Source organism: Stenotrophomonas maltophilia (assembly GCF_025642255.1).
Taxonomy (GTDB): Bacteria; Pseudomonadota; Gammaproteobacteria; order Xanthomonadales; family Xanthomonadaceae; genus Stenotrophomonas; species Stenotrophomonas maltophilia_P.
In genome coordinates, this window is the sequence record NZ_CP106759.1 from 1,509,339 (window position 1) to 1,530,895 (window position 21,557).

24 protein-coding genes are annotated in these 21,557 nt (G+C 67.3%); 15 read left to right on the forward strand and 9 right to left on the reverse strand.

Annotated elements, in window-relative coordinates; translation table 11 throughout:
* Positions 1-25: 25 nt before the first annotated feature.
* From ispG to N8888_RS07070, 3 genes are all read left to right on the forward strand, one after another.
* Complete coding sequence (gene ispG / locus N8888_RS07060; protein WP_263177915.1) at positions 26-1,291, forward strand: flavodoxin-dependent (E)-4-hydroxy-3-methylbut-2-enyl-diphosphate synthase; 1,266 nt, start codon at positions 26-28, stop codon at positions 1,289-1,291.
* Positions 1,272-2,021: a phosphatase PAP2 family protein gene (locus N8888_RS07065; RefSeq protein ID WP_053517284.1), complete on the forward strand. Its 750-nt coding sequence runs from the start codon at positions 1,272-1,274 to the stop codon at positions 2,019-2,021. The genes ispG and N8888_RS07065 overlap by 20 nt, the downstream gene beginning before the upstream one ends.
* Before the next feature lie 201 nt (positions 2,022-2,222).
* Entirely contained in the window at positions 2,223-2,870 is a 648-nt protein-coding gene (locus N8888_RS07070; protein ID WP_065174949.1) for a response regulator, read from the forward strand.
* 107 nt (positions 2,871-2,977) lie between these two features.
* Here N8888_RS07070 and eda read toward each other — a convergent pair whose 3' ends face one another.
* The 5 genes from eda to zwf all read right to left on the reverse strand — a co-directional run bounded on the left by eda (position 2,978) and on the right by zwf (position 8,901).
* Positions 2,978-3,637 (reverse strand): bifunctional 4-hydroxy-2-oxoglutarate aldolase/2-dehydro-3-deoxy-phosphogluconate aldolase, encoded by a 660-nt coding sequence (gene eda / locus N8888_RS07075; RefSeq protein ID WP_065181278.1) that lies wholly within the window; start codon positions 3,635-3,637, stop codon positions 2,978-2,980.
* A 129-nt stretch (positions 3,638-3,766) separates the two neighbouring features.
* Positions 3,767-5,683: a phosphogluconate dehydratase gene (edd, locus tag N8888_RS07080; RefSeq protein WP_065174951.1), complete on the reverse strand. Its 1,917-nt coding sequence runs from the start codon at positions 5,681-5,683 to the stop codon at positions 3,767-3,769.
* 58 nt (positions 5,684-5,741) lie between these two features.
* On the reverse strand, positions 5,742-6,464 hold the full coding sequence (gene pgl / locus N8888_RS07085; protein WP_053517289.1) for a 6-phosphogluconolactonase: 723 nt from the start codon (positions 6,462-6,464) through the stop codon (positions 5,742-5,744).
* Positions 6,461-7,468, reverse strand: coding sequence for a glucokinase (gene glk / locus N8888_RS07090; protein WP_053517290.1), 1,008 nt, complete (start codon positions 7,466-7,468; stop codon positions 6,461-6,463). The genes pgl and glk overlap by 4 nt, the downstream gene beginning before the upstream one ends.
* A complete protein-coding gene (zwf, locus tag N8888_RS07095) occupies positions 7,465-8,901 on the reverse strand; it encodes a glucose-6-phosphate dehydrogenase (protein ID WP_065174952.1) in 1,437 nt (478 codons plus the stop codon). The genes glk and zwf overlap by 4 nt, the downstream gene beginning before the upstream one ends.
* A 354-nt stretch (positions 8,902-9,255) precedes the next feature.
* Between zwf and N8888_RS07100 the strand changes: the two genes are divergently transcribed.
* Positions 9,256-10,338 carry an ABC transporter ATP-binding protein gene (locus N8888_RS07100; RefSeq protein ID WP_065181281.1) on the forward strand — a complete coding sequence of 361 codons (1,083 nt, stop codon included), beginning with the start codon at positions 9,256-9,258 and terminating at the stop codon, positions 10,336-10,338.
* A gap of 69 nt (positions 10,339-10,407) precedes the next feature.
* Here the strand turns inward: N8888_RS07100 and N8888_RS07105 are convergent, their stop codons facing one another.
* A complete protein-coding gene (locus N8888_RS07105; RefSeq protein ID WP_263177916.1) occupies positions 10,408-11,280 on the reverse strand; it encodes a CAF17-like 4Fe-4S cluster assembly/insertion protein YgfZ in 873 nt (290 codons plus the stop codon).
* Between the two features lie 39 nt (positions 11,281-11,319).
* Between N8888_RS07105 and N8888_RS07110 the strand changes: the two genes are divergently transcribed.
* From N8888_RS07110 to N8888_RS07155, 10 genes are all read left to right on the forward strand, one after another.
* Positions 11,320-11,490, forward strand: coding sequence for a DUF1674 domain-containing protein (locus N8888_RS07110; RefSeq protein ID WP_074901279.1), 171 nt, complete (start codon positions 11,320-11,322; stop codon positions 11,488-11,490).
* 56 nt (positions 11,491-11,546) lie between these two features.
* Positions 11,547-11,939 carry a succinate dehydrogenase, cytochrome b556 subunit gene (gene sdhC / locus N8888_RS07115; protein WP_004153151.1) on the forward strand — a complete coding sequence of 131 codons (393 nt, stop codon included), beginning with the start codon at positions 11,547-11,549 and terminating at the stop codon, positions 11,937-11,939.
* A complete protein-coding gene (sdhD, locus tag N8888_RS07120) occupies positions 11,936-12,322 on the forward strand; it encodes a succinate dehydrogenase, hydrophobic membrane anchor protein (RefSeq protein WP_053517295.1) in 387 nt (128 codons plus the stop codon). Before sdhC ends, sdhD begins: the two co-directional genes overlap by 4 nt.
* Before the next feature lie 31 nt (positions 12,323-12,353).
* On the forward strand, positions 12,354-14,144 hold the full coding sequence (gene sdhA / locus N8888_RS07125; protein WP_263177917.1) for a succinate dehydrogenase flavoprotein subunit: 1,791 nt from the start codon (positions 12,354-12,356) through the stop codon (positions 14,142-14,144).
* A 67-nt stretch (positions 14,145-14,211) separates the two neighbouring features.
* A complete protein-coding gene (locus N8888_RS07130; protein ID WP_053517298.1) occupies positions 14,212-14,997 on the forward strand; it encodes a succinate dehydrogenase iron-sulfur subunit in 786 nt (261 codons plus the stop codon).
* Between the two features lie 90 nt (positions 14,998-15,087).
* A complete protein-coding gene (locus N8888_RS07135) occupies positions 15,088-15,336 on the forward strand; it encodes an FAD assembly factor SdhE (protein WP_053517299.1) in 249 nt (82 codons plus the stop codon).
* The gene (locus N8888_RS07140) at positions 15,287-15,736 is read left to right on the forward strand and encodes a hypothetical protein (RefSeq protein ID WP_080375252.1); all 450 of its coding nucleotides are present in this window, start codon (positions 15,287-15,289) and stop codon (positions 15,734-15,736) included. The genes N8888_RS07135 and N8888_RS07140 overlap by 50 nt, the downstream gene beginning before the upstream one ends.
* Positions 15,737-15,759: 23 nt before the next feature.
* The gene (locus N8888_RS07145) at positions 15,760-17,001 is read left to right on the forward strand and encodes a lipoprotein-releasing ABC transporter permease subunit (protein ID WP_065174956.1); all 1,242 of its coding nucleotides are present in this window, start codon (positions 15,760-15,762) and stop codon (positions 16,999-17,001) included.
* Complete coding sequence (locus N8888_RS07150) at positions 16,994-17,812, forward strand: ATP-binding cassette domain-containing protein (protein WP_263177918.1); 819 nt, start codon at positions 16,994-16,996, stop codon at positions 17,810-17,812. Before N8888_RS07145 ends, N8888_RS07150 begins: the two co-directional genes overlap by 8 nt.
* 107 nt (positions 17,813-17,919) lie before the next feature.
* Entirely contained in the window at positions 17,920-18,369 is a 450-nt protein-coding gene (locus N8888_RS07155) for a DUF6491 family protein (protein ID WP_053517332.1), read from the forward strand.
* Positions 18,370-18,387: 18 nt separating this feature from the next.
* Here N8888_RS07155 and N8888_RS07160 read toward each other — a convergent pair whose 3' ends face one another.
* The 3 genes from N8888_RS07160 to ftsY are packed head-to-tail and all read right to left on the reverse strand — an operon-like array spanning position 18,388 to position 21,069.
* Positions 18,388-18,657: an oxidative damage protection protein gene (locus tag N8888_RS07160; protein WP_065174958.1), complete on the reverse strand. Its 270-nt coding sequence runs from the start codon at positions 18,655-18,657 to the stop codon at positions 18,388-18,390.
* A gap of 5 nt (positions 18,658-18,662) precedes the next feature.
* Entirely contained in the window at positions 18,663-19,775 is a 1,113-nt protein-coding gene (gene mutY, locus N8888_RS07165; protein ID WP_231107715.1) for an A/G-specific adenine glycosylase, read from the reverse strand.
* Complete coding sequence (ftsY, locus tag N8888_RS07170; protein WP_065181286.1) at positions 19,768-21,069, reverse strand: signal recognition particle-docking protein FtsY; 1,302 nt, start codon at positions 21,067-21,069, stop codon at positions 19,768-19,770. The genes mutY and ftsY overlap by 8 nt, the downstream gene beginning before the upstream one ends.
* 129 nt (positions 21,070-21,198) lie before the next feature.
* Here ftsY and N8888_RS07175 point away from each other — a divergent pair, with 129 nt between their 5' ends.
* A complete protein-coding gene (locus tag N8888_RS07175) occupies positions 21,199-21,498 on the forward strand; it encodes a hypothetical protein (RefSeq protein WP_065174961.1) in 300 nt (99 codons plus the stop codon).
* Positions 21,499-21,557: the final 59 nt, after the last annotated feature.

Consider the following 21,557-nt stretch of genomic DNA (forward strand, 5'->3'; position numbering starts at 1 on the left):
CGGAGGCGGGCGCTAGAATGCCCGCATGCACGACGCCGTTACCCGCCCGACCCCGCCTTCCGAGCCCACCGCCTGGTCCCGTCGCCAGACCCACGCCGTCCAGATCGGCGGAGTCACCGTCGGCGGCGGCAGGCCGGTGGTGGTGCAGTCGATGACGAATACCGACACCTCCGACGTGGCCTCCAGCGTGAAGCAGGTCGCCGAGCTCTGGCGGGCCGGTTCGGAAATGGTGCGCTTGACCGTCAACACCGTCGAGGCCGCGGCCGCGATCCCGCGCATCGTCGACAAGCTGGCGATGATGGGCATCGACGTGCCGCTGATCGGTGATTTCCACTACAACGGCCATCAGTTGCTGACCGCCGAACCGGCGTGTGCCGAAGCACTGGCCAAGTACCGCATCAATCCGGGCAATGTGGGCTTCGGCAAGAAGAAGGACCTGCAGTTCGCGCAGTTGATCGAGTTCGCCATCCGCTACAACAAGCCGGTGCGCATCGGCGCCAACTGGGGCTCGCTGGACCAGGTGCTGGCGGCCAGGCTGATGGATGAGAACAACGAGCGCGAGCAGCCCTGGGACGCCGGACGTGTCCTGCGCGAGGCGTTGATCCGGTCAGCGCTGGATTCGGCCGAACAGGCCGTGGAGCTGGGCCTGCCGCGCGACCGCATCGTGCTGTCGGCCAAGGTCAGTGGCGTGCAGGAGCTGATCGCGGTCTACCGTGACCTGGCACAGCGTTCGGAGTTCGCGCTGCATCTGGGCCTGACCGAAGCCGGCATCGGCAGCAAGGGCATTGTTGCGTCGGCAGCGGCGCTGAGCGTGCTGCTGCAGGAAGGTATCGGCGACACCATCCGCATCTCGCTGACGCCCGAGCCGGGCCAGTCGCGGACGCAGGAAGTGATCGTCGCCCAGGAGCTGCTGCAGACCACCGGCCAGCGCGCGTTCACGCCGCTGGTGACAGCCTGCCCGGGATGCGGCCGCACCACCTCCGAGTTCTTCCAGGAGCTGGCCAAGGTGGTGCAGAACCACGTGCGCGAGAAGATGCCGCTGTGGAAAGTGCAGCACCCGGGGGCGGAAAACATGACCCTGGCGGTGATGGGCTGCGTGGTCAACGGCCCGGGAGAATCGCGGCACGCCAACATCGGCATCTCGCTGCCGGGAACCGGGGAGGCGCCGTCAGCGCCGGTGTTCGTCGATGGCGAGAAGAAGGTGACCCTGCGCGGCGAGAACATCGCCCAGGAATTCGTCGCCCTGATCGACGACTACGTCGAACGAACCTATGTCCGAAGCGCAGGATAAGCCCGCGATCCTTGCCGCGCCGGAGCCGGCCTCCGGCTTCCGTCACTGGATGGCGCGCAATGCGTGGCGCCTGGTCCTGCTGTTCGCCGGCGTGCTGTTGCCGCTGGCCGGCTTCGTCGCGCTGGCCGACGAGGTGCATGAGTTTGAATCGTTCCATTTCGACGCGCCGCTGCTGTGGCAGATGCACGGCCTGCATTCGCCGTGGCTGGACCGGTTCTTCGTGCTGCTGTCCCGGCTGGGTTACGAGTGGTTCCTGATTCCCGCCGATGTGCTGATCGTCGCGGCACTGCTGGGCTACCGCCGCTGGCGCGAGGCCACCTTCGTGGCCGTCAGTTTCCTCGGATCGGCACTGTTGAACATGGGCAGCAAGCGGTTCTTCCAGCGGGACCGCCCCAGCCTGTGGGAGTCCATCGCACCGGAATCGACGTTCAGTTTCCCCAGTGGTCACGCCATGGGGTCGATGACCCTGGCGGCAACCCTGGTACTTCTGGCCTGGAATACCCGCTGGCGCTGGCCGGTGCTGGTGCTGGCCCCTGCGTTCAGCTTGCTGGTCAGCGTGTCCCGGGTCTATCTCGGGGTCCATTACCCGTCGGATATCCTGGCCGGATGGTGTGCAGCACTGGTTTGGGTGGTAGGGTGCTACCTGGTCATGTTCAGTCGTCGGCATCCCTGGCGACGCCGCGATTCGCCGCCATCGACGGCCAGCGAAGCATCAACACAGGGGGAGTGACGTGGATGGCTCTTCGCGGGCGTCTACGTGATAGATGAGCTGTTTCGTTGCAGTGGGTTCTGCAAGACAGGGGGTAAGCACAATGCGTGAGACTGTGATCAACCCGGCACTCTTGCCCGGTATGCACTTCGACCGCGCTTGCGAGGGTTCGGCACCCTGCCTAGCTTGACCCGCAATGGCCGCATTCGAAGAGGTACGTGAATGACGATTCGAGTCTACCTGGTGGACGACCACGCACTGGTCCGCACCGGGATGAAGATGATCCTGTCGGGTGAGACCGACATCGAGGTGGTGGGCGAGGCCGAGACCGGCGAGGACGCGCTGCGCGAGATCCGCCAGCTGCAGCCGGACGTGGTGCTGTGCGACCTGCACCTGCCGGGTGTCAGCGGCATGGAAGTGACCGAGCGCATCGTGCGCGGCCATCGCAGCACGCGCGTGGTGATCGTGTCCGTCCTGGAGGATGGCCCGCTGCCGAAGCGGCTGCTGGAAGCCGGCGCGGCCGGGTACATCGGCAAGGGCTGCGACGCCCAGGAACTGCTGCGCGCGGTGCGCGACGTGGCAGGCGGGCGCCGCTACCTGGGCACCAGCATCGCGCAGAATCTGGCGCTGTCGACGGTGGAGGGGAATGGTTCGCCGTTCGACACCCTGTCTCCGCGCGAGCTGGAAGTGGCGCTGCTGCTGACCCAGGGATTGCGCCAGGAAGACATCGCGCGCCGCCTCAGCCTCAGCGCCAAGACCGTCAACACGCACAAGGCGCGCCTGTTCGAGAAGATGGGTATCCACGACAACATCGCGCTGGCGCGCATGGCCAGCCAGTACGGGCTGGTGGATCCGGCACGGCCGCTGTGAGGGTTTCAGCCAACGGCTGAGGTGCATCGCGCGCCCGGAATCTGTCTTCCAGTTCCGGCCCGCGGTCGCGGGGCCAAGCGTCGGCCCCGCGCTCACCCATCGGGCGCTCAGGTGCCGCGCACGCGCTTGACGATGGCCGCCGCCTGCGCGGCACTGGCGCGCACCTTGTCCCAGTCGCCATCCGCAATCCAGTTGCCGGGCACCATCCATGAGCCACCGATGCAGACGACGTTCTTCTGCTCGAGGTACTCGGCGGCGGTATTTTCCGTGATGCCGCCGGTCGGGCACAGCTTCAGATCGGCAATTGGACCGGCCACGCCCTTGATCATCGCCAGGCCGCCGACCGCAGTGGCCGGGAACAGCTTGCACACCCGGAATCCGCGCGCATGCAGCGACAGCAGCTCGGTCGGCGTCGCCGCACCGGGCACCACCGGCAGCGGTGCAGCGGCCAGCGCATCGGCCAGCGCGGGCGGCGTACCCGGGGTCACCAGGAAGTCCGCGCCGGCATCAATCGACTGCTGCATCTGCTCAACGGTCAGCACCGTACCGGCACCCACCACCACGTCCGGCAGTTCGCGCTTGAGCATGGCCAGCGCCTCCATCGCCACCGGCGTGCGCAACGTCAGCTCGATCGCCGGCAGACCGCCTTCCAGCAGCGCCGCACTCACCGCACGGGCCTGGTCCAGCGTATGAATCGTCACCACCGGCAGGATGCCCGCCGCATGCAACAGCTCCGCCGCCTTCAGCTGATGTTGTTCGATACCCATAGCTCTGCTTCTGCCTTTGCTTCCGAATTTGATTTTCAGTGATCACTTCGCGGCGTTGATGCGCCGGAAAGTGTGACGCCGCCACCAGCACACTCGCCGCCGCAACACACCCGCAGCGCTCTTCAACCCTCAGGCGTCCTTCGCCTCATGCGGCGCTGCCGCAGCCGCCGCATCGTGTCCCAGTTCGTACTCGGCGTCGTAGTCCCACGGCCCGCCATCGGCCGCTGCCGGCCCGCACGAAATCGAAATGGCGCCCTGATCGGCCGGCCCGACCACACGACGGTTGATCGCGAACAGGTTGCGGCCCAGATCATTCGCCGCGGGCGCGGTGTTCGGGGCCTGAGTGCGTGCTGCCCATTCCGCAGCGTCCACCAGGACGTCCAGCGTGCCCGCCTCGCCATCCAGGCGGATGATGTCGCCTTCGCGGACTTTCGCCAGCGGACCCCCACGCGCGGCTTCCGGCGTGACATGGATCGCTGCCGGGATCTTGCCCGACGCCCCGGACAACCGGCCATCGGTGACCAGCGCAACGCGTCGGCCCTGGTTCTGCAGAAGGCCCAGCAGCGGCGCCAGGGAATGCAGCTCCGGCATGCCGTTCGCGCGCGGGCCCTGGTAGCGCACCACCGCCACGAAATCCTGGGGAAGCAGCCCGGCAGCATGCAGCTTGTTGAGCACCTGGGGCGCATCAACGACAACGGCCGGTGCTTCGATCGAACGGTATTGCGGCTTCACCGCCGACAGTTTGATCAACGACCGGCCCAGGTTGCCGCGCAGCAGGCGCAGGCCACCCTGGCTCTCGAACGGAGCGTCGACGCCGCGCACCACCTCCTCGTCGGCACTGCGCTCCAGCCCGGGCAGATAGACCAGGGTGCCGTCACGTAGCTGCGGTTCGCGGGCGTAATCGGCCATGCCGCCGCGCGCCACACTGACCAGGTCGCCGTGCATCAGCCCGGCCCTGATCAATTCGCCGAACACGAAAGCCGGGCCGCCGGCCGCCGCGAAGCGGTTCACGTCGGCGTCGCCATTCGGATAGACGCGAGCCAGCAGGGGAATCAGCTGCGACAGCTCGTCGAAGTCGTCCCAGGTCAGCACGATGCCGGCGGCACGCGCGACCGCGATCCAGTGGATGGTGTGGTTGGTCGAGCCGCCGGTGGCCATCAGGGCGATGACGGCGTTGATGATCGCGCGCTCGTCGATGATCCGGCCGAGCGGACGGAAATCCTCGCCCAGCGCGGTGATCTCCAGCGCACGCTCGGTGGCCTCGCGGGTGAGCGCATCGCGCAGCGCAGTGCCCGGGTTGACGAAGGATGCGCCTGGCAGCTGCACGCCCATCGCTTCCAGCAGTACCTGGTTGGAGTTGGCGGTACCGTAGAAGGTGCAGGTGCCTGCGCCATGGTAGGAGGCCGACTCGGCCTCCAGCAGTTCTTCGCGGGTGGCTTCGCCGGCCGCATAGCGTTCGCGCACCTCGGCCTTCTGCTTGTTCGGAATGCCCGGTGTCATCGGGCCGGCCGGAATGAACACCGCCGGCAGGTGGCCGAACGCGAGCGCGCCGATCAGCAGGCCGGGCACGATCTTGTCGCACACGCCAAGGTAGACCGTGGTATCGAACATGTCATGGCTGAGGCCGATCGCGGTGGCCTGCGCGATCACATCGCGCGAGAACAGCGACAGTTCCATGCCGCCGCGGCCCTGGGTGACGCCGTCGCACATCGCCGGCACACCGCCGGCCACCTGCGCGGTGGCGCCCAGTTCACGCGCGATCCCGCGGATCTGCTCCGGATAGGTCTCGAACGGCTGGTGGGCCGACAACATGTCGTTATAGGCGGTGATGATGCCCAGGTTCGGCGTCACCCCGCCGCGCAGGCGGCTCTTGTCAGTTCCGCCGCAGGCAGCGAAACCATGGGCGAGATTGCCGCAGCTCAGGCGGCTGCGGAAGGGGCCTTCGCGCAGGGCGGCGTCGACAGCGGCCAGGTAGGCCGCGCGCGAGGCAGCGCTGCGACGGATGACGCGGTCGGTGATGGCTTGCAGTTGCGGATGGAGGCTCATTGGCTACCGGCGTTCGAGGTGGCGAGAGGTGGGCGGCGGCGATATGCCGCCACCGACATCAATCTGCCCAGTGGACGCGCAGGCGCGCGCCTTCCAGGTGGATTGCGTTGAGGATCGGGTACTGCTGGGCATTGTTGCTGTCCAGCGCCTGCCGCAGCACCTGCAGCTTCTGCTTGCCGCGCAGCAGCAGCAGGCGCTGGCGGCACTGGCGCAGGCCGTGCGGGGTCAGCGTGATCCGCAGCGGCCACTGGTTGGCGCCCGGGCAGCCGGTCGCATCCAGTGCGGCATAGGGCAGGGGGCTTTCCAGCGCGCGGGCCAGGTCCTTCGAGCCGGGGAACAACGAGGCCGTGTGGCCATCATTGCCCATGCCGAGCGCGACCAGGCTGGGCGGCTGGCTGTGCTGTGCCTGCAGATTGGCGGTGTACACGCATTCCGGAAGCGGCTTGCCGATGCGCACCAGCGGGTCGAAATGTGCACCTTCGGCGCGCTTGAGCAGGTGCTCGCGTACCAGCCAGGCATTGCTGTCGCGATCCTGCGGCGACAGCCAGCGCTCATCGGCCAGGCTCACTTCCACGCGGTCCCAGTGCACTTCCATTTCTGCCAGCGCCTGGTACACCGGCGCCGGCGTGGTGCCACCGGACAGCAGGATGCGTGCGCGGCCGACTTCGTTGATGTCACGGTTGATGGTCTGTGCCATTTCGGTGGCCACCGCTTCGATCCAGCCATCGGCATCGCCGTGACTGACAAAATCGATGCGGTCGTCCTGGAAGACAGGGCTCATGCGGCAACTCCCGGAGCGTCACGTTCGGCATCGGCTGCATAGGCGGCAGCGCCCAGCAGGCCGGGGCAGGGGTGCATGATCGCCAGCGAAGGCACCCGCGCCATGATCGAGGAAAACCGGCCCTTGTGCTCGAAGCGCTGGCGGAAGCCGGAGTGCTGCAGCGAATCCAGCATTTTGGGCACCAGGCCGCCGGTCAGGAACACGCCATCCCAGGCACCCTGGATCAGCACCAGGTCGCCGGCGATGGCGCCGAACACTGCGCAGAACACATCCACGGTGCGCATCGCCTGCGGATCGCCGAGCGCGGCACGGGCGGTGACGTCGGCCGGCTGCAGATGGCCCGGGTCGACACCGGCCATCTCACAGACCGCACGATGGATGTTGACCAGGCCGGGACCGCAGATGAGACGCTCGTTGGACACGCGGCCGAACTGCTCGGACAGGATCTCCAGGATCCGCACTTCTTCCGGCGTGCCCGGCGGGAAGCTGACGTGACCGCCTTCGGTTTCCAGCGGGTAGCTGCGGCCGTGGCGCACCACCAGGCCACCGACGCCGAGGCCCGTGCCAGGGCCGATCACTCCGTAGTTGCGTGGCTGGCCCGGCGCGGCCGGCGTCCAGTGCGCACCGCCGATCTGCACCACATCCTGCGGTTGCAGCAGGGCGACGGCCATCGCCTGTGCGGCGAAGTCGTTGATCAGGTGCAGCTCGTCGAAGCCGAGCATCGCTGCGGTGCGGCTGCGCGAGATCACCCACGGATGGTTGGTGATGCGTGCCTCGTCGCCATCGACGCGGCCGGCCACGGCAAACACGCCGCGGCGCGCGCTGGCCCCGGCCTGCTCAAGGTAGTGGCGGGCGGCATCGCCCAGCGACGGGAACTCGGCGACTGCGAACTCGCGGATGCTGTCCTTCTGCAGGGGCGCATCCAGCGAAGTGTCGGCCAGTGCGAAGCGGGCATTGGTGCCGCCGATGTCGGCGACCAGAACCGGCTGCGAGCTGCCACTCATGCCGAAGCTCCGGTGTCCGGCGCATCCACGCCCTGTGGCAGGAAGTCGCTGGCATCGGCCGGACCCCACTGGCCAGCAGGGTAAGGCTGGAGCGGCAGGCCGGCTGCCTTCCAGGCATCGGCGACGCTGTCGATCCACGCCCAGGCGGCGCGCACTTCGTCGTCGCGCACGAACAGTGCATGGTTGCCGTTGAAGGCGTCCAGGAACAGGCGCTCGTAAGCGATGCGGCGGTGCAGTCCCGTCGGCACCGACAGCTCCAGTTCCAGCGGATGCAGTTCCAGCGCGCCCCATTCCGGACCGGCCAGGCTGCTCATCAGGCCCAGCTCGATGTTTTCCTGCGGCTGCAGCTGGAACACCAGGCGATTGGGTGCGGCCTGCGCGCGCTGCGGGCGCTCGAACAGCCAATGGGTGACCGGCTTGAGGGTCACCACCACGCGGGTGGTGCGCTCGGGCAGGCGCTTGCCGGTGACCAGATGGAAGGGAACGCCGGACCAGCGCCAGTTGTCGATGTGCGCGGTGACGCCGGCAAAGGTTTCCACGTCGCTGCCTTCCGGCGGCTGGTAGGCCTGTGCCGGCTGGCCGTTGATGGTGCCGGCGGTATAGCGGCCGCGCACGCTGTCGCGGGCCGCATGCTGGGCGTCGAGGGGGCGCAGGGCGCGCAGCACCTTGACCTTCTCGTCGCGGATGCGGTCGGCTTCGAGCGACGCCGGCGGTTCCATCGCCACCAGGCACAGCAGCTGCAGGATATGGCTCTGCACCATGTCACGCAGGGCGCCGGACCGCGCGTAGTACGCATCGCGGCCGTCCACGCCTTCGCTCTCTGCGACCAGGATGTGCACCGACTCGATGTAGTTGCGGTTCCACACCGCCTCCAGCAGGGTGTTGCCGAAGCGCAGGGCGATCAGGTTCTGCACCGCAGCCTTGCCCAGATAGTGATCCAGGCGGAACACGCGGTCTTCGTCGATCCACTGGCCGATGGTGCTGATGATCTCTTCGGCACTTTCGCTGTCGCTGCCGATCGGTTTCTCCAGCATCAGCCGGGCCGGTGCGGCGAGGGCGCCCCCCTTGGCCAGGCCTTCGCAGGTGGAGATGTACAGGCCCGGCGGAATGGCCAGGTAGCTCACGCAACGGCGGTCCACCAGGTCGGAGACGGCGGCGGCGACCGAGTCGACATCGCGCAGGTCCACCGAACGGTAGTCGATGCGGCGCAGCAGCGCGGCGATGTCGTCCTGCGAGGCCATCGGCATGGCCTGCTGCAGGCGCGGGCGCAGGATGTCATGGAAGGCCTCGGTGTCATGGCCGGACAGGGCCAGCGCACGGATGCGGAAATCCTCCGGCAGCAGACCATCGCCAAGCAGGCGCAGCAGCGAAGGGAACAGGTAGCGCTGGGCCAGATCACCTGTGGCACCGAACAGGAAGAGGGTGTCGTGCATCGCTCGAGTTTCAGATCCGGGTGACATCGTTGTCAATCGCTTCATGGCTGGGTTCGGGGGACATCCGCGCAACTGCCTGTCCGAGGTTCGCGGAACGCGATCTGCAGGGGATACCGGCAGGCCGTTCCATTCGAAACCACCGCACCGGCGAACGTTCCATTGTCCGCCGACGCAGGTCGGTGCGCACCGACCATCGGATAGTGCCACGTGAAAACGTTTACATGGCAGAATGGGCAACTGTATTCGATTGCAGTGCTCGCCGTCATGCGGCAGTCGCGCAATCATTGCTGCCATCGGGAGGGCCGAGGCAGTCCCAAAAGACAGCCCGGCGTCGGGCAGACCGGATCAGGTGATATGGCAAAAGTGCAGTTGCAGGGTGTGCGCAAGGTCTACGACAACGGCCAGGTTGCGGTGAAGGACGCCACTTTCGAGGTCGCCGATGGCGAACTGATGGTGCTGGTCGGTCCTTCCGGCTGTGGTAAGTCGACCCTGCTGCGGATGGTGGCAGGCCTGGAGGAGATCAGCGGTGGCACGCTGAGCATCGGTGACCGCGTGGTCAACGATGTGGCACCGAAGGATCGCGACATCGCCATGGTGTTCCAGAGTTATGCGCTTTACCCGCACATGACCGTGGCCGAGAACCTGGCGTTCGGCCTGAAGCTGCGTGGCCACGACAAGGCCACCATCGACAGGCGGATTGCCGAAGCGGCGCAGACGCTTGGCTTGACCGAGATGATGGACAAGCTGCCCAAGGCGATGTCAGGTGGCCAGCGCCAGCGTGTTGCGCTGGGGCGCGCGCTGGTGCGCGAACCTGCGGTGTTCCTGCTCGACGAGCCGCTGTCCAATCTCGATGCCAAGCTGCGCCACAGCGTGCGTACCGAGATCGCGCAGCTGCACCGCAAGCTGGGTACGACCATGATCTATGTCACGCACGACCAGGTCGAAGCGATGACGCTGGGCCAGCGCATCGTGGTGCTCAAGGACGGCATCATCCAGCAGATCGATACGCCGATGGCGCTGTATGACCGCCCGGCCAACCTGTTCGTGGCCGGTTTCCTCGGCAGCCCGGCGATGAACGTGCTGCGCGGGACGTTGCAGGGCGATGCGGGCGGCGTGACGGTGGTCGAGGGTGAGTGGCGCGCGCCGCTGGGCCAGGCCACGATCGACCCCGCGTGGCTGCAGAAGCCGATCAACGTCGGCGTGCGCCCGGAGCACCTGCAGCCGGCGACGGGAGATGACGCGCATGCGTTCACTGCGCGCATCGAGGGCATCGAGCCGGTCGGCAACGAGATCTTCGTCAACCTCAGCAGCGGCCAGCATGCACTGACCATGCGGGTGGCGCCGCAGGCGCTGCCGGCCGTGGGCGAGGACATCCGCGTGGCGATCCATCCGCAGGGCCTGCACTTCTTCAACGCGGAAACCGGCGAGCGCCTGTAAGACTTGGTGGCGCCGGGCCATGCCCGGCGTCATCGGCAGATCCCCGCCCTGCGTGGATGGGGCGCAGCCTCAGCGCGCCAGGCCATCCAGCAGTGGAATCCGCTGCGCGGGCGCATCGCCGACCTGCAGCGCAGCGTCGCTCGTTTCAAGCGGCAGCACCGCCAGCGCGAGATCGCCGGCTACGCTGGCGATCGTGCCCAGTGCCGCGCCGTCCTGCTGCACGCCGTCACCGGCCTGCGCCGGCGCATGGGTGTGCAGCAGCTGCACCGCGCGCTTGGCCTTGCCGAGGAAGTGGGTGCGGGCGACGATTTCCTGGCCCGGGTAGCAGCCTTTCTTCACGCTGTAGCCGTTCAGACGGTCCAGCCCCAACTGCTGCGGCGTCCACACCTCGCGCTGGCTCTGCTCCAGCCGGGGCAGGCCATACCGCAGGTCAGCCTGGCGCCAGGCCAATGCAAAGGCCACGTCGTCGTCCGGCCCACCGGCCGGGAAGGTGTCAGCGGCACCGATGCGCAGCGCGCGCGGCAGCGCGTCGCTGCCCAGGTCCAGCTCCCAACCGCCTGCATTGGCGGCGATCGCCGCGCCGGTAGCCGCTTCCGGTGCGGTGAACGTGCCGGCCACGGCCAGATCGTCGCGCAGCTGCACCTTGACCTTGCGGCGGAACACGAAACGCTGCAGTTGCGACGCAGTCGCATCCGCGTCGCCATCGGCGAACACCAGCATCACGTGATCCTCAGCCAGCCGGAGCAGCTGGAACACCGCCAGGGTGCGGCCCTTGGCACTCAGCCAGGCGCTCCACTGCCAGTGCTGCTGGGGCAGAGCGAGGACATCGCTGCTGAACTGGGCGTGGGCGAAGGCAGCTGCGTCCACGCCCTGCAGGCTCACCAGCTGGTGGCCCGGAAGGCGTGGATATCCGACGAAAGCAGGGGGCAGGTTGTCAGGCACGTGAACGAGGTCTAAAATTTGTGCGTTGCGAGACCGACCATGATAGGCCAAACAACCCCCACTCCCGACGACGAAACTGAAGCCCCGCTGGTCCCTGCGGCACCCGTGCCCGTGGAACAGGAAAAGGCAGAGGAATTCGGCGGCCGCGGCGGACTCGATCCGGTGCGGTATGGCGATTGGGAGAAAAACGGACGCTGCATCGATTTCTGATCAGCATTGAGCCAACGCGGCCGCGTGCCGCCCAGCCGAGACAACGAGCCCAGCGAATGGCGACCAGACAACGCCCACTTTCCCCGCACCTTCAGGTGTATCGCTGGCAGATTCAGATGGCCACCTCGATCCTGCATCGAGCCACTGGCGTCTTTCTGTCTGTTGGTGCCCTCATCATCGCTGCGGGCCTGCTGGCCCTGATGATGGGGCCCGATTCGTGGAACTGCTTCACCGGCCATGCCGGGGCCTGGTATGGCCGCGTGTTCCTGTTCGCGTGGACATGGTCGTTCGCCTATCACCTGTGCAATGGCATCCGCCATGTGGTGCAGGACTTCGCCATCGGCTTCAGCATCCCCGCCTTCATCCGCAGCAGCTGGCTGTCGGTCATCGGCAGCCTGGTGATCACCCTGCTGGTGTGGGCCTACGTGATGTTTGGAGGTGCCGCGTGAGCAAGTTCCGTACTCCGCTGAAGAACGTGCGTGGCCTGGGTTCGGCCAAGACCGGCACCGAGCACTTCGTGCACCAGCGCCTGACCGCCGCCGCCCTGGTGGTGCTGGGGATCTGGTTCCTGGTCTTCGTGCTGGGCCTGCTGGGTTCCGACTACGCGACCGCCACTGCTGCCATCGCCAAGCCGTGGAACGCGGTGCCGCTGATCGGCCTGCTGATCGCCATGTTCTGGCACGCACAGCTCGGCATGCAGGTCGTGCTGGAAGATTACATCCACGAATCGCTGCTGGCCCTGGTGCTGCAGACCGCGGTGAAGTTCGTCGCCGTGCTCGGCATGATCGTCAGTGTGTTCGCGGTGGGCCGCATCGCCCTCGGCGTTGCCTGAGCCCAGGCACCTACACAGGAATCCAGACTAGATGTCCGCTTACAAGATCACCGAACACAAGTACGACATGGTCGTGGTGGGCGCCGGCGGCGCCGGCCTGCGTGCCACGTTCGGCCTGGCCGCCAAGGGCCTGCAGACCGTGTGCCTGACCAAGGTCTTCCCGACCCGTTCGCACACCGTCGCCGCCCAGGGCGGTATCTCCGCCGCGCTCGGCAACATGGGTGAGGACGACTGGCGTTACCACTTCTTCGACACCATCAAGGGGTCGGACTGGCTGGGCGACCAGGACGCCATCGAATACATGTGCCGTGAGGCCATTCCGGCCATCATCGAGCTCGAGCACTACGGCGTGCCGTTCTCGCGTACCGCCGAAGGCAAGATCTACCAGCGCCCGTTCGGTGGCATGACCACCAAGTACGGCGAAGGCCCGGCGGCGCAGCGCACCTGCGCGGCGGCCGACCGTACCGGCCACGCGATGCTGCATACGCTGTACCAGCAGTCGCTGAAGCACGACGCGCGCTTCATGATCGAGTACTTCGCGCTCGACCTGATCTTCGACGACGAAGGCGTCTGCCGCGGCGTGCTGGCCCTGGACATGTCCGACGGCACGCTGCACCTGTTCCGCGCCCAGGGCGTGGTACTGGCCACCGGCGGCTACGGCCGAGCCTATTTCAGCGCAACTTCCGCGCATACCTGCACCGGCGACGGTGGCGGCCTGGCCATGCGTGCCGGCATCGCCATGCAGGACATGGAGTTCGTGCAGTTCCACCCGACCGGCATCTACGGCGCCGGCTGCCTGATCACCGAGGGTGTCCGCGGTGAAGGTGGCATCCTGCGCAACAGCAGCGGCGAGCGCTTCATGGAGCGCTATGCACCGCATTACAAGGATCTGGCATCGCGCGACGTGGTCAGCCGTTCGATGACCATCGAGATCCGCGAAGGCCGCGGTGTCGGCGAGCACAAGGATCACATCCTGCTCGACCTGACCCACCTGGGCCCGGGCGTGATCGATGACAAGCTGCCGGGCATCGCCGAGAGCGCCCGCATCTTCGCCGGCGTCGACGTGCACAAGCAGCCGATCCCGGTCATCCCGACCGTGCACTACAACATGGGTGGCATCCCGACCAACTACCACGGTGAAGTGGTGCGCAAGGTCGGCGACAACCCCGATGCCGTGGTGCCGGGCCTGTACGCCATCGGCGAAGCCGCCTGCGTGTCCGTGCACGGCGCCAACCGCCTGGGCTCCAACTCGCTGCTGGATCTGGTGGTGTTCGGCCGCGCGGTGGCCAACCGCTGTGCCCAGACCATCAAGCCGGGCGCGGCGCACAAGCCGCTGCCGGCCGATGCCTGCGACAAGGCGCTGGGCCTGCTGGACAAGCTGCGCCACGCCAACGGCGATACCCCGACCTCGGTCATCCGCGACCGCATGCAGCGCACCATGCAGGCCGACGCGGCCGTCTTCCGCACCAGCCAGACGCTGAAGGAAGGCTGCGAGAAGATGGACAAGATCTTCGATTCGTTCCAGGACGTGAAGGTCTCGGACCGTTCGCTGGTGTGGAACTCGGACCTGATCGAGACCTACGAGCTGAACAACCTGCTGCTCAACGCGGTGGCGACGATCAACTCGGCCGAACAGCGCAAGGAAAGCCGCGGCGCGCATGCGCACGAGGACTTCCCGGACCGCGACGACGTCAACTGGCAGAAGCACACCCTGGTCAGCGTCGACGAGAAGGGCAAGTGCAGCTTCGACTACCGTCCGGTGCACATGTACACGTTGACCGATGACGTGTCCGTGGTGCCGCCGAAGCCGCGCGTGTACTGATCCGACCCCGCCTACCATGCAATCCGCGCCTTGAGGGCGCGGGCCGCCTGAGCCAACGAGAGCAGCCATGGCCGAGTTTTCACTCCCCAAGAATTCCAAGATCACGAAGGGCCAGCACTTCCCCGTCAAGAACGGCGGCAAGAACGTGCGTACCTTCAAGATCTACCGCTGGAGTCCGGACGACGACAGCAATCCGCGCACCGATACCTATGAGGTCGATCTGGACGCCTGCGGTCCGATGGTCCTGGACGCGCTGATCAAGATCAAGAACGAGATCGACCCGACCCTGACCTTCCGTCGCTCCTGCCGCGAAGGCATCTGCGGTTCGTGCGCGATGAACATCGACGGCACCAACACGCTGGCCTGCACCCGCGCCATCGCGGACTGCGGCAAGAAGGAAGTGCCGATCTACCCGCTGCCGCACATGAACGTGGTCAAGGATCTGGTTCCGGACCTGACTCACTTCTACGCGCAGTACGCCTCGATCAAGCCGTGGATCCGCACGCAGACCCCGGCGCCGCCGGATCGCGAGCGCCTGCAGTCGCCGGAAGACCGCAAGAAGCTCGATGGCCTGTACGAGTGCATCCTGTGCGCCTGCTGCTCGACCAGCTGCCCGAGCTACTGGTGGAACGGCGAGCGTTACCTGGGTCCGGCGATCCTGCTGCAGGCCTACCGCTGGATCATCGACTCGCGCGATGAGGACACCGGTGCGCGCCTGGACGATCTGGAAGATCCGTTCAAGCTGTACCGCTGCCACACCATCATGAACTGCGCCCGCACCTGCCCGAAGGGCCTGAACCCGGCGCTGGCGATTGCCGAGATCAAGAAGCTCATGATGGAGCGTCGCGCCTGATCCATCCCGCATGCGGCCGCATCGACGGCGGCCGCACGCACCCCAGCCGAGCCACGCCATGCGTGGCTTCGCTGTATCTGGAGGCCTGCAATGGATGAAGAAACCCTGCTGAAGAAGCTGCGCTGGCGCTGCCGGCGTGGCATGCGCGAACTGGACCAGCTGTTCGAACGTTACCTCGACCGCGAATGGAGCGCTGCGCCGACCGAAGAGCGCGAGGTTTTCCTGTTCCTGCTCGACTGTGAGGACGATAAATTGTGGCGCTGGTTCATGGGCTACGAGGTCTGCCCGCATGCGCACGCCATCCCGCTCATGGACAGGATCCGCGCCCTCAAGCCTTGAGTGGCGCCCTTCACGGCTGCAGGCGGGTGCCCATCTGGCGGTACTGCTCGCCGCCCCCTGGCTGCTGCGCGCTTCGGATCTGCCCCGAGACGCCCTGGTTCCCGTCGTACTGCTGGTCTGGGCGCTGGGCCTGGCCGAGCTCTTCTGGCGCCTGCGCCGGCCGAAGGTGAGGGTGTGCCTGCCGGCGTTGCCCGCTCCGCTGCAGGTGGCGGGGCAGGCGCTGGACGCTCCACAGCTGGTGATCCGTGGCCCGTGGCTGTTGCTGCATGGGCGCCAGGGGCGGCGGCAGCGGCGCCTGCTGTTCTGGCCGGATGTGCTCGATGCCGGGCAGCGACGTGAACTGCGACTGGCCGTCGCCGCACGCGCCGTTTCCCGTCGAGCCCGGTCGATGGCACCATAGGCTGAATCGTCCGGCGTGCCTGCATGTTCAAACCCATTCCCGTGGCCATCGGCCTGCGCTACCTGCGCGCCAAACGCCGCAACGGCTTCATCTCCTTCATTTCGATGGCATCGATCCTGGGCATCGCGCTCGGCGTTACGGTGCTGATCACCACCCTGGCGGTGATGAGCGGCTTCCAGAAGGAAATCCGCAGCCGCCTGCTGCAGATGACGGCGCATACCACCATCAGTCGCGACGGCGAGCCCATGCCGGACTGGATGCGCGTGGTGGACGTGGCCAACAAGGACCCGCGCGTGGCGGGCGCCGCACCCTATATCGAGATCCAGTCGATGATCAGCGGCCCGCGCGTGCAGGGTGCGATCATCCAGGGCATCGACCCGGCACTGGAGCCGAAGGTGTCGGTGATCGACCAGAAGGTGGTCAAGGGCAGCTACGACAGCCTGAAACCCGGCAGCTTCAATCTGCTGCTGGGCAAGGAACTGGCGATCTGGCTGGGCGTCGATGTCGGCGACCAGGTGCTGGTGACCTTCGCCGAAGTGCAGGGCACACCTGCAGGCGCCGTTCCGCGGATGAAACGCTTCACCGTCAGCGGTATTTTCGAGGCCGGCTACAACGAGGTCGACCGCGGCGTCGGCTTCGCCAACATGAAGGATCTCGAGCGCGTACTGCGCGCCGATGGCGCGACCGGCGTGCGTCTGAAGCTGCACGACATGGACCGCTCGCTGGAAGTCGGCGTGGACCTTGCGCAGAACCTCGGCGGCGCCTATCGCGTGAGTGACTGGACCCAGCAGAACGCCAATCTCTACCACTCGCTGCGCATGGAGAAAGTGGTGATGGGCATCCTGCTGTCGCTGATCATCGCCATGGGCGCGTTCAATCTGGTGTCCTCGCAGGTGATGCTGGTCACCGACAAGCAGGCGGACATCGCCATCCTGCGCACGCTTGGCCTGACCCCGGCCGGGGTGATGCAGGTGTTCATGGTGCAGGGCTCGTTGATCGGCATCTTCGGCACACTGGCCGGACTGATCGGCGGCATCACCCTGACCTTCAACCTGGAACGCATCCTCGGTGCCATCGAGCGCGTGTTCAACGTCAAGCTGCTGCCGGAAGACGTGTACTACATCACCGGCCTGCCGACGGACATGCAGACCGGCGACGTGGTGGTGATCACCGTGGTCGCACTGCTGATGAGCTTCCTGGCCACCCTGTATCCCGCCTGGCGGGCGGCACGCACCCAGCCGGCGGAGGCCCTGCGCTATGAATGAAGCCTTTGACCGCGGCCAGGAGGTGATCCGCGCCGAGCACCTCGGCAAGATCTATGCCGAAGGGCGCATGCAGACCCCGGTATTCGACGGCCTGAACCTGACCGTCACCGCGGGTGAAACCGTGGCCATCATCGGCGCGTCCGGTGCAGGCAAGAGCACGCTGCTGCACCTGCTGGGGGGACTGGACGTACCCAGTGCCGGCGAGGTGTACGTGGCCGGTCAACGCATGTCGGCGCTGTCGGATACCGCACGTGGCCTGCTGCGCAACCAGGCGCTGGGCTTTGTCTACCAGTTCCATCACCTGCTGCCGGAATTCACCGCGCTGGAAAACGTGATGATGCCGCTGCTGCTGTCCCGCTCGCATTCGCTGATGTCACAGCGGGCGATGTTCGCTGGCCTGGGCGTGGTGGGGACAGCGCTGGCCAGCATCGTCAACGGGGCCACCGCCTTCGTCCGTGGTCGTCCTGAAGTGGAGGAGGCGGCCGCGCGCGCAACCTTGCTGCTGGAGTCGGTCGGGCTGGGCCATCGCCTGGACCACAAACCGGGCGAGCTTTCCGGTGGCGAGCGCCAGCGTGCGGCGGTGGCGCGCGCGCTGGTGAATCATCCGGCCTGCGTGCTGGGCGACGAGCCGACCGGAAACCTGGACGATCGCACGGCCGGCACCGTGTTCGACCTGATGCTCGAACTCAATCGTGCCCGCCATACCAGCCTGGTGCTGGTCACCCACGACCGCGGTCTGGCGCGGCGCCTGGACCGGGTGCTGGAACTGCGCGAAGGGCGCCTGCACGAGCTGGCCCACGCCGACGTCTGAGCGGCCGGCAACGTGCACCTCCCGGCGCCTGAACGGTGGCACCGGGATTCTCGCCGCCCATACCCGGGCAGGCGCATGATGGCCCCCGGTTCCCCGTGGAGATCGACATGAAGACCCCGCTTGTGATCGCAGGGCTCTGCCTTGCCCTGGCCGCGTGTGCGACCACCGGCCGCCTGAGCAGTGCCGAGCGGCTGGACCTGTACCGGGCGCACGCCGGCGCACCGCAGAATGACATGCAGTTCTTCGGCAGCCTCAACGGCTGGACCGAACTGGGCGACAGTGCACTGGCGGTATGGACCCGGCCCAGCGAGGCCTACCTGCTGGAATTGAACGGCCCCTGCCAGGATCTGTCGTTTGCGACCGCCATCGGCCTGACCAGCCGCATGAACCGCGTGTCGGCCCGCTTCGACAAGGTGCTGGTCCGTGACCCGACCGGAGGCCCGCGCCTGCCGTGCTTCATCAGCAGCATCCGCAAGCTTGACGTGAAGGCGCTGCGTGCTTCGGAACAGGAGCTGCGGCAGGCGCAGGTGCAGGAGCGCGAGGAGCCGGCGAACTAGGCCGGCGCCATCTCCGGATCAGGCTTCCGGGATGAAGCCGGCGGGCTTCTCCGCGTCCTTCTCGAACAGGAACTTGACCAGTTCCCCTTCCAGGAACGCGCGGTGCTTCGGGTCGCGCGGTGACAGGCGGTTCTCGTTGATCAGCATGGTCTGGTGCGCCAGCCATGCCGCCCAGGCCTGCTTGCCGATGTGGTTGAAGATGCGCTGGCCCAGTTCGCCCGGATAGGGCACGAAGTCCAGGCCCTCGGCATCGCGTTGTTCGTACTGGCAGAAGACGGTTCGGGGCATGGCACTCACTCGTGGTTGCGGGGTTTCTTGGATCTGCGTTGTGGCGGTTTGATCGCAGTGCCATCAAGCAGCTTGCGGATGGGAGCCGGCAAGCCCAGCGTCGGCAGTTCGTCGGCGGTGACCCAGCGCAGCGAGGATTCTTCCACGCGCAGGCCGCGTACCTGTCGCGACAGGATCTGCAGGTGCAGCCTGTAGTGGCTGAAGGTGTGCTGCAGCACCGGCAGCTCGTCGGCATCTTCCAGCGAGCCGTCCACGTGTGCATCGAACCAGTCCTGCAGCGCTTCACCGGCGTCGGCCTGCGGCAGGGTCCACAGTTGCGCCCAGATGCCGGTCTCCGGTCGCTTCTGCAGCAGCACGCGCTGCTGGGCATCGCGCAGCAGCAGGGCCACGGCTTCGCGTTCGGGCAGGGCCTTGCCTGGCTTCGGCGTGGGCAGCTCGGCGGTCCGGCCTTCGCGGCGCGCCACGCAGTCCTGCTGCTGCGGGCAGATCACGCAGGCGGGCCTGGCGCGGCTGCACACGGTGGCACCGAGGTCCATCTGCGCCTGCGTGTAGTCGGCCATCCGGCCATCCGGCACCTGGGCCGCGTGCGCTTCGGCGATGGCCCACAACTGCTTTTCGATGGCTGGCAGGCCGGGGAAGCCTTCGATGCCGTGATACCGGCTGAGCACGCGCTTGACGTTGCCGTCGAGGATCGGAAACCGGTCGTTCCAGGCCTGGCTGAGGATCGCGCCTGCAGTGCTGCGGCCGATGCCGGGCAGCGCATGCAGCGCGTCGAAATCACGCGGCAGTTCGCCGTCATGCAGTTCCACGCAGCGCTGGGCCGCCGCATGCAGGTTGCGCGCACGGGCGTAGTAGCCCAGCCCGGCCCACTGCGCCATCACTGCATCGTTGCTGGCCGCGGCCAGCGCGGGCAGGGTCGGGAAATGCTGCAGGAACCGCTGGAAGTAGGGGATGACCGTGGCCACCTGGGTCTGCTGCAGCATGATCTCCGACAACCAGACCCTATAGGGGCTGCGCGGATGCTGCCAGGGCAGGTCGTGGCGGCCGTGGTCGTCGAACCAGTGCAGCAGGCGGGCGACGAACGGGTCGCCCGCGGGCACGACGGTGGCCTCAGGCACTGCCAAGCGCTTCGGGCAGCAGCGCGTCGACGAAGGCTTCCGGATCGAATTCACGCAGATCTTCCGGGCGCTCACCGATGCCGGCGAAACGGATCGGAATGCCGAACTCGCGGGCCAGTGCGAACACCACGCCGCCCTTTGCGGTGCCGTCCAGCTTGGTCACCACCAGGCCGGTCACGTTCACCGCGGCGTTGAACTGGCGCAGCTGCGACAGCGCGTTCTGGCCGGTGGTGCCGTCGATCACCATCAGCACCTCGTGCGGCGCAGCGGGATCGATCTTGCCGAGCACACGACGGATCTTGCCCAGCTCGTTCATCAGGCCGGACTGGGTATGCAGGCGGCCGGCGGTATCGGCAATCAGCACCGACGTGCCGCGCGCCTTGCCGGCCTGCAGCGCGTCGTAGGCCACCGAGGCGGCGTCGGCGTTCTGGCCCTGGGCCACCACGGCCACGCCGTTGCGCTCGCCCCAGGCCTGCAGCTGGGCCACGGCAGCGGCACGGAAGGTATCGCCGGCGGCCAGCATCAGGCTGTGCCCGTCGTCCTTGAAGCGCTTGGCCAGCTTGCCGATGGTGGTGGTCTTGCCGACACCGTTGACGCCAACGGTCAGCACCACGAAGGGCCTGGCGTTGCGATCGATCACCAGTGGCCTGGCGACCGGCTGCAGGATCGCGATCAGGTCGGCACGCAGTGCGCCCAGCAGTGCGTTGGCATCGGCGAACTCACGTGCCTTCATGCGTCTGCGCAGGCCTTCGACCAGCTCGGTGGTCGCACCGACGCCGACATCGGCGGTGATCAGCGCGGTTTCCAGTTCGTCCAGCAGGTCATCGTCGAGCTTGGGATTGCGCGAGAACAGGCCGCCAAAGCTGCGCGCGATGACGCTGTTGCGCAGGCGTTCGCGCCAGCCGGACTTGCCGGCGGGGGCCGGTGCGGCATCCACCAGCACCGGCAGGTCGGCGGCCGGTGCGGAGGGCTGCTGTGCGGGGATCACCGGAGCCAGCGGGGCGAGCACGGCTGCGGCGGCACGTGCCTCGGCCTCGAAGTCTTCCGGTGCCAGGACGCGTTCGGTCGCTGCCGGCGCCGGCGGGGACGCCGGGGCAGCGGCGGGCGGCGCCGGGACGGGCACCGCCTCAGCTGGAGCCACGGCTGGCGGGGCGTCGGCTACGACCGTGGTGTCCTCGACGGGCGCGGCCGACGGGAATGCCGCCGCCAGCTCTTCAGCCGAGTAGTGCTGGGTCTTGGGCGCGTCCGGTGTGGCGGCGTCCTGGGGCTTCTTGCGGCGGAAAAAACTGAGCATTGGCAAAAGGCGCTGAAATCAGAGGGATATGCTACCACCCGGGCCCGTCTGCCCGATGTGGACTCAAGGTCGCGGCCGGGCAGCCGCTAATGGCTTCGGAGGGCTGCACCGAGTGGCCTGGAGACCGCCATGGACAACGTGATGGCAACGGCCTGGAGCGGCATGCGGGCCGCAGGGCAAGGCGTGCAGGTGGCCGCGCACAACGTGGCCAACCTGGCGACAGCCGATGCACCGCGCCTGCAGGTGCAGCGCGCGGCGGTGGAGCAGGGTGGGGTGCAGACCCGGGTGACCGCTGCCGGCGCCGATCCCGCCGCGCCGCTGGCTGATCTGCTGGCGGCAAACGCGGAGGTGGTGGCCTTCGCCGCCAACGCTTCGCTGGTCCGCCGCCAGGACCAGATGCTGGGGTCGCTGCTGGATCGCCGGGCCTGAGCAGCCCGGCCTGGCAGATGCCAGCCAGCGCCTGGCAGCGCCGGGCCATGCCCGGCGAC

Excerpts from the sequence above, each read along its gene's own strand:
- ispG (WP_263177915.1), top strand. The coding sequence starts at position 26 with ATGCACGACGCCGTTACCCGCCCGACCCCGCCTTCCGAGCCCACCGCC.
- N8888_RS07065 (WP_053517284.1), top strand. The coding sequence starts at position 1,272 with ATGTCCGAAGCGCAGGATAAGCCCGCGATCCTTGCCGCGCCGGAGCCG.
- N8888_RS07070 (WP_065174949.1), top strand. The coding sequence starts at position 2,223 with ATGACGATTCGAGTCTACCTGGTGGACGACCACGCACTGGTCCGCACC.
- eda (WP_065181278.1), bottom strand. The coding sequence starts at position 3,637 with ATGGGTATCGAACAACATCAGCTGAAGGCGGCGGAGCTGTTGCATGCG.
- edd (WP_065174951.1), bottom strand. The coding sequence starts at position 5,683 with ATGAGCCTCCATCCGCAACTGCAAGCCATCACCGACCGCGTCATCCGT.
- pgl (WP_053517289.1), bottom strand. The coding sequence starts at position 6,464 with ATGAGCCCTGTCTTCCAGGACGACCGCATCGATTTTGTCAGTCACGGC.
- glk (WP_053517290.1), bottom strand. The coding sequence starts at position 7,468 with ATGAGTGGCAGCTCGCAGCCGGTTCTGGTCGCCGACATCGGCGGCACC.
- zwf (WP_065174952.1), bottom strand. The coding sequence starts at position 8,901 with ATGCACGACACCCTCTTCCTGTTCGGTGCCACAGGTGATCTGGCCCAG.
- N8888_RS07100 (WP_065181281.1), top strand. The coding sequence starts at position 9,256 with ATGGCAAAAGTGCAGTTGCAGGGTGTGCGCAAGGTCTACGACAACGGC.
- N8888_RS07110 (WP_074901279.1), top strand. The coding sequence starts at position 11,320 with ATGATAGGCCAAACAACCCCCACTCCCGACGACGAAACTGAAGCCCCG.
- sdhC (WP_004153151.1), top strand. The coding sequence starts at position 11,547 with ATGGCGACCAGACAACGCCCACTTTCCCCGCACCTTCAGGTGTATCGC.
- sdhA (WP_263177917.1), top strand. The coding sequence starts at position 12,354 with ATGTCCGCTTACAAGATCACCGAACACAAGTACGACATGGTCGTGGTG.
- N8888_RS07130 (WP_053517298.1), top strand. The coding sequence starts at position 14,212 with ATGGCCGAGTTTTCACTCCCCAAGAATTCCAAGATCACGAAGGGCCAG.
- N8888_RS07135 (WP_053517299.1), top strand. The coding sequence starts at position 15,088 with ATGGATGAAGAAACCCTGCTGAAGAAGCTGCGCTGGCGCTGCCGGCGT.
- N8888_RS07140 (WP_080375252.1), top strand. The coding sequence starts at position 15,287 with ATGCGCACGCCATCCCGCTCATGGACAGGATCCGCGCCCTCAAGCCTT.
- N8888_RS07145 (WP_065174956.1), top strand. The coding sequence starts at position 15,760 with ATGTTCAAACCCATTCCCGTGGCCATCGGCCTGCGCTACCTGCGCGCC.
- N8888_RS07150 (WP_263177918.1), top strand. The coding sequence starts at position 16,994 with ATGAATGAAGCCTTTGACCGCGGCCAGGAGGTGATCCGCGCCGAGCAC.
- N8888_RS07155 (WP_053517332.1), top strand. The coding sequence starts at position 17,920 with ATGAAGACCCCGCTTGTGATCGCAGGGCTCTGCCTTGCCCTGGCCGCG.
- N8888_RS07160 (WP_065174958.1), bottom strand. The coding sequence starts at position 18,657 with ATGCCCCGAACCGTCTTCTGCCAGTACGAACAACGCGATGCCGAGGGC.
- ftsY (WP_065181286.1), bottom strand. The coding sequence starts at position 21,069 with ATGCTCAGTTTTTTCCGCCGCAAGAAGCCCCAGGACGCCGCCACACCG.
- N8888_RS07175 (WP_065174961.1), top strand. The coding sequence starts at position 21,199 with ATGGACAACGTGATGGCAACGGCCTGGAGCGGCATGCGGGCCGCAGGG.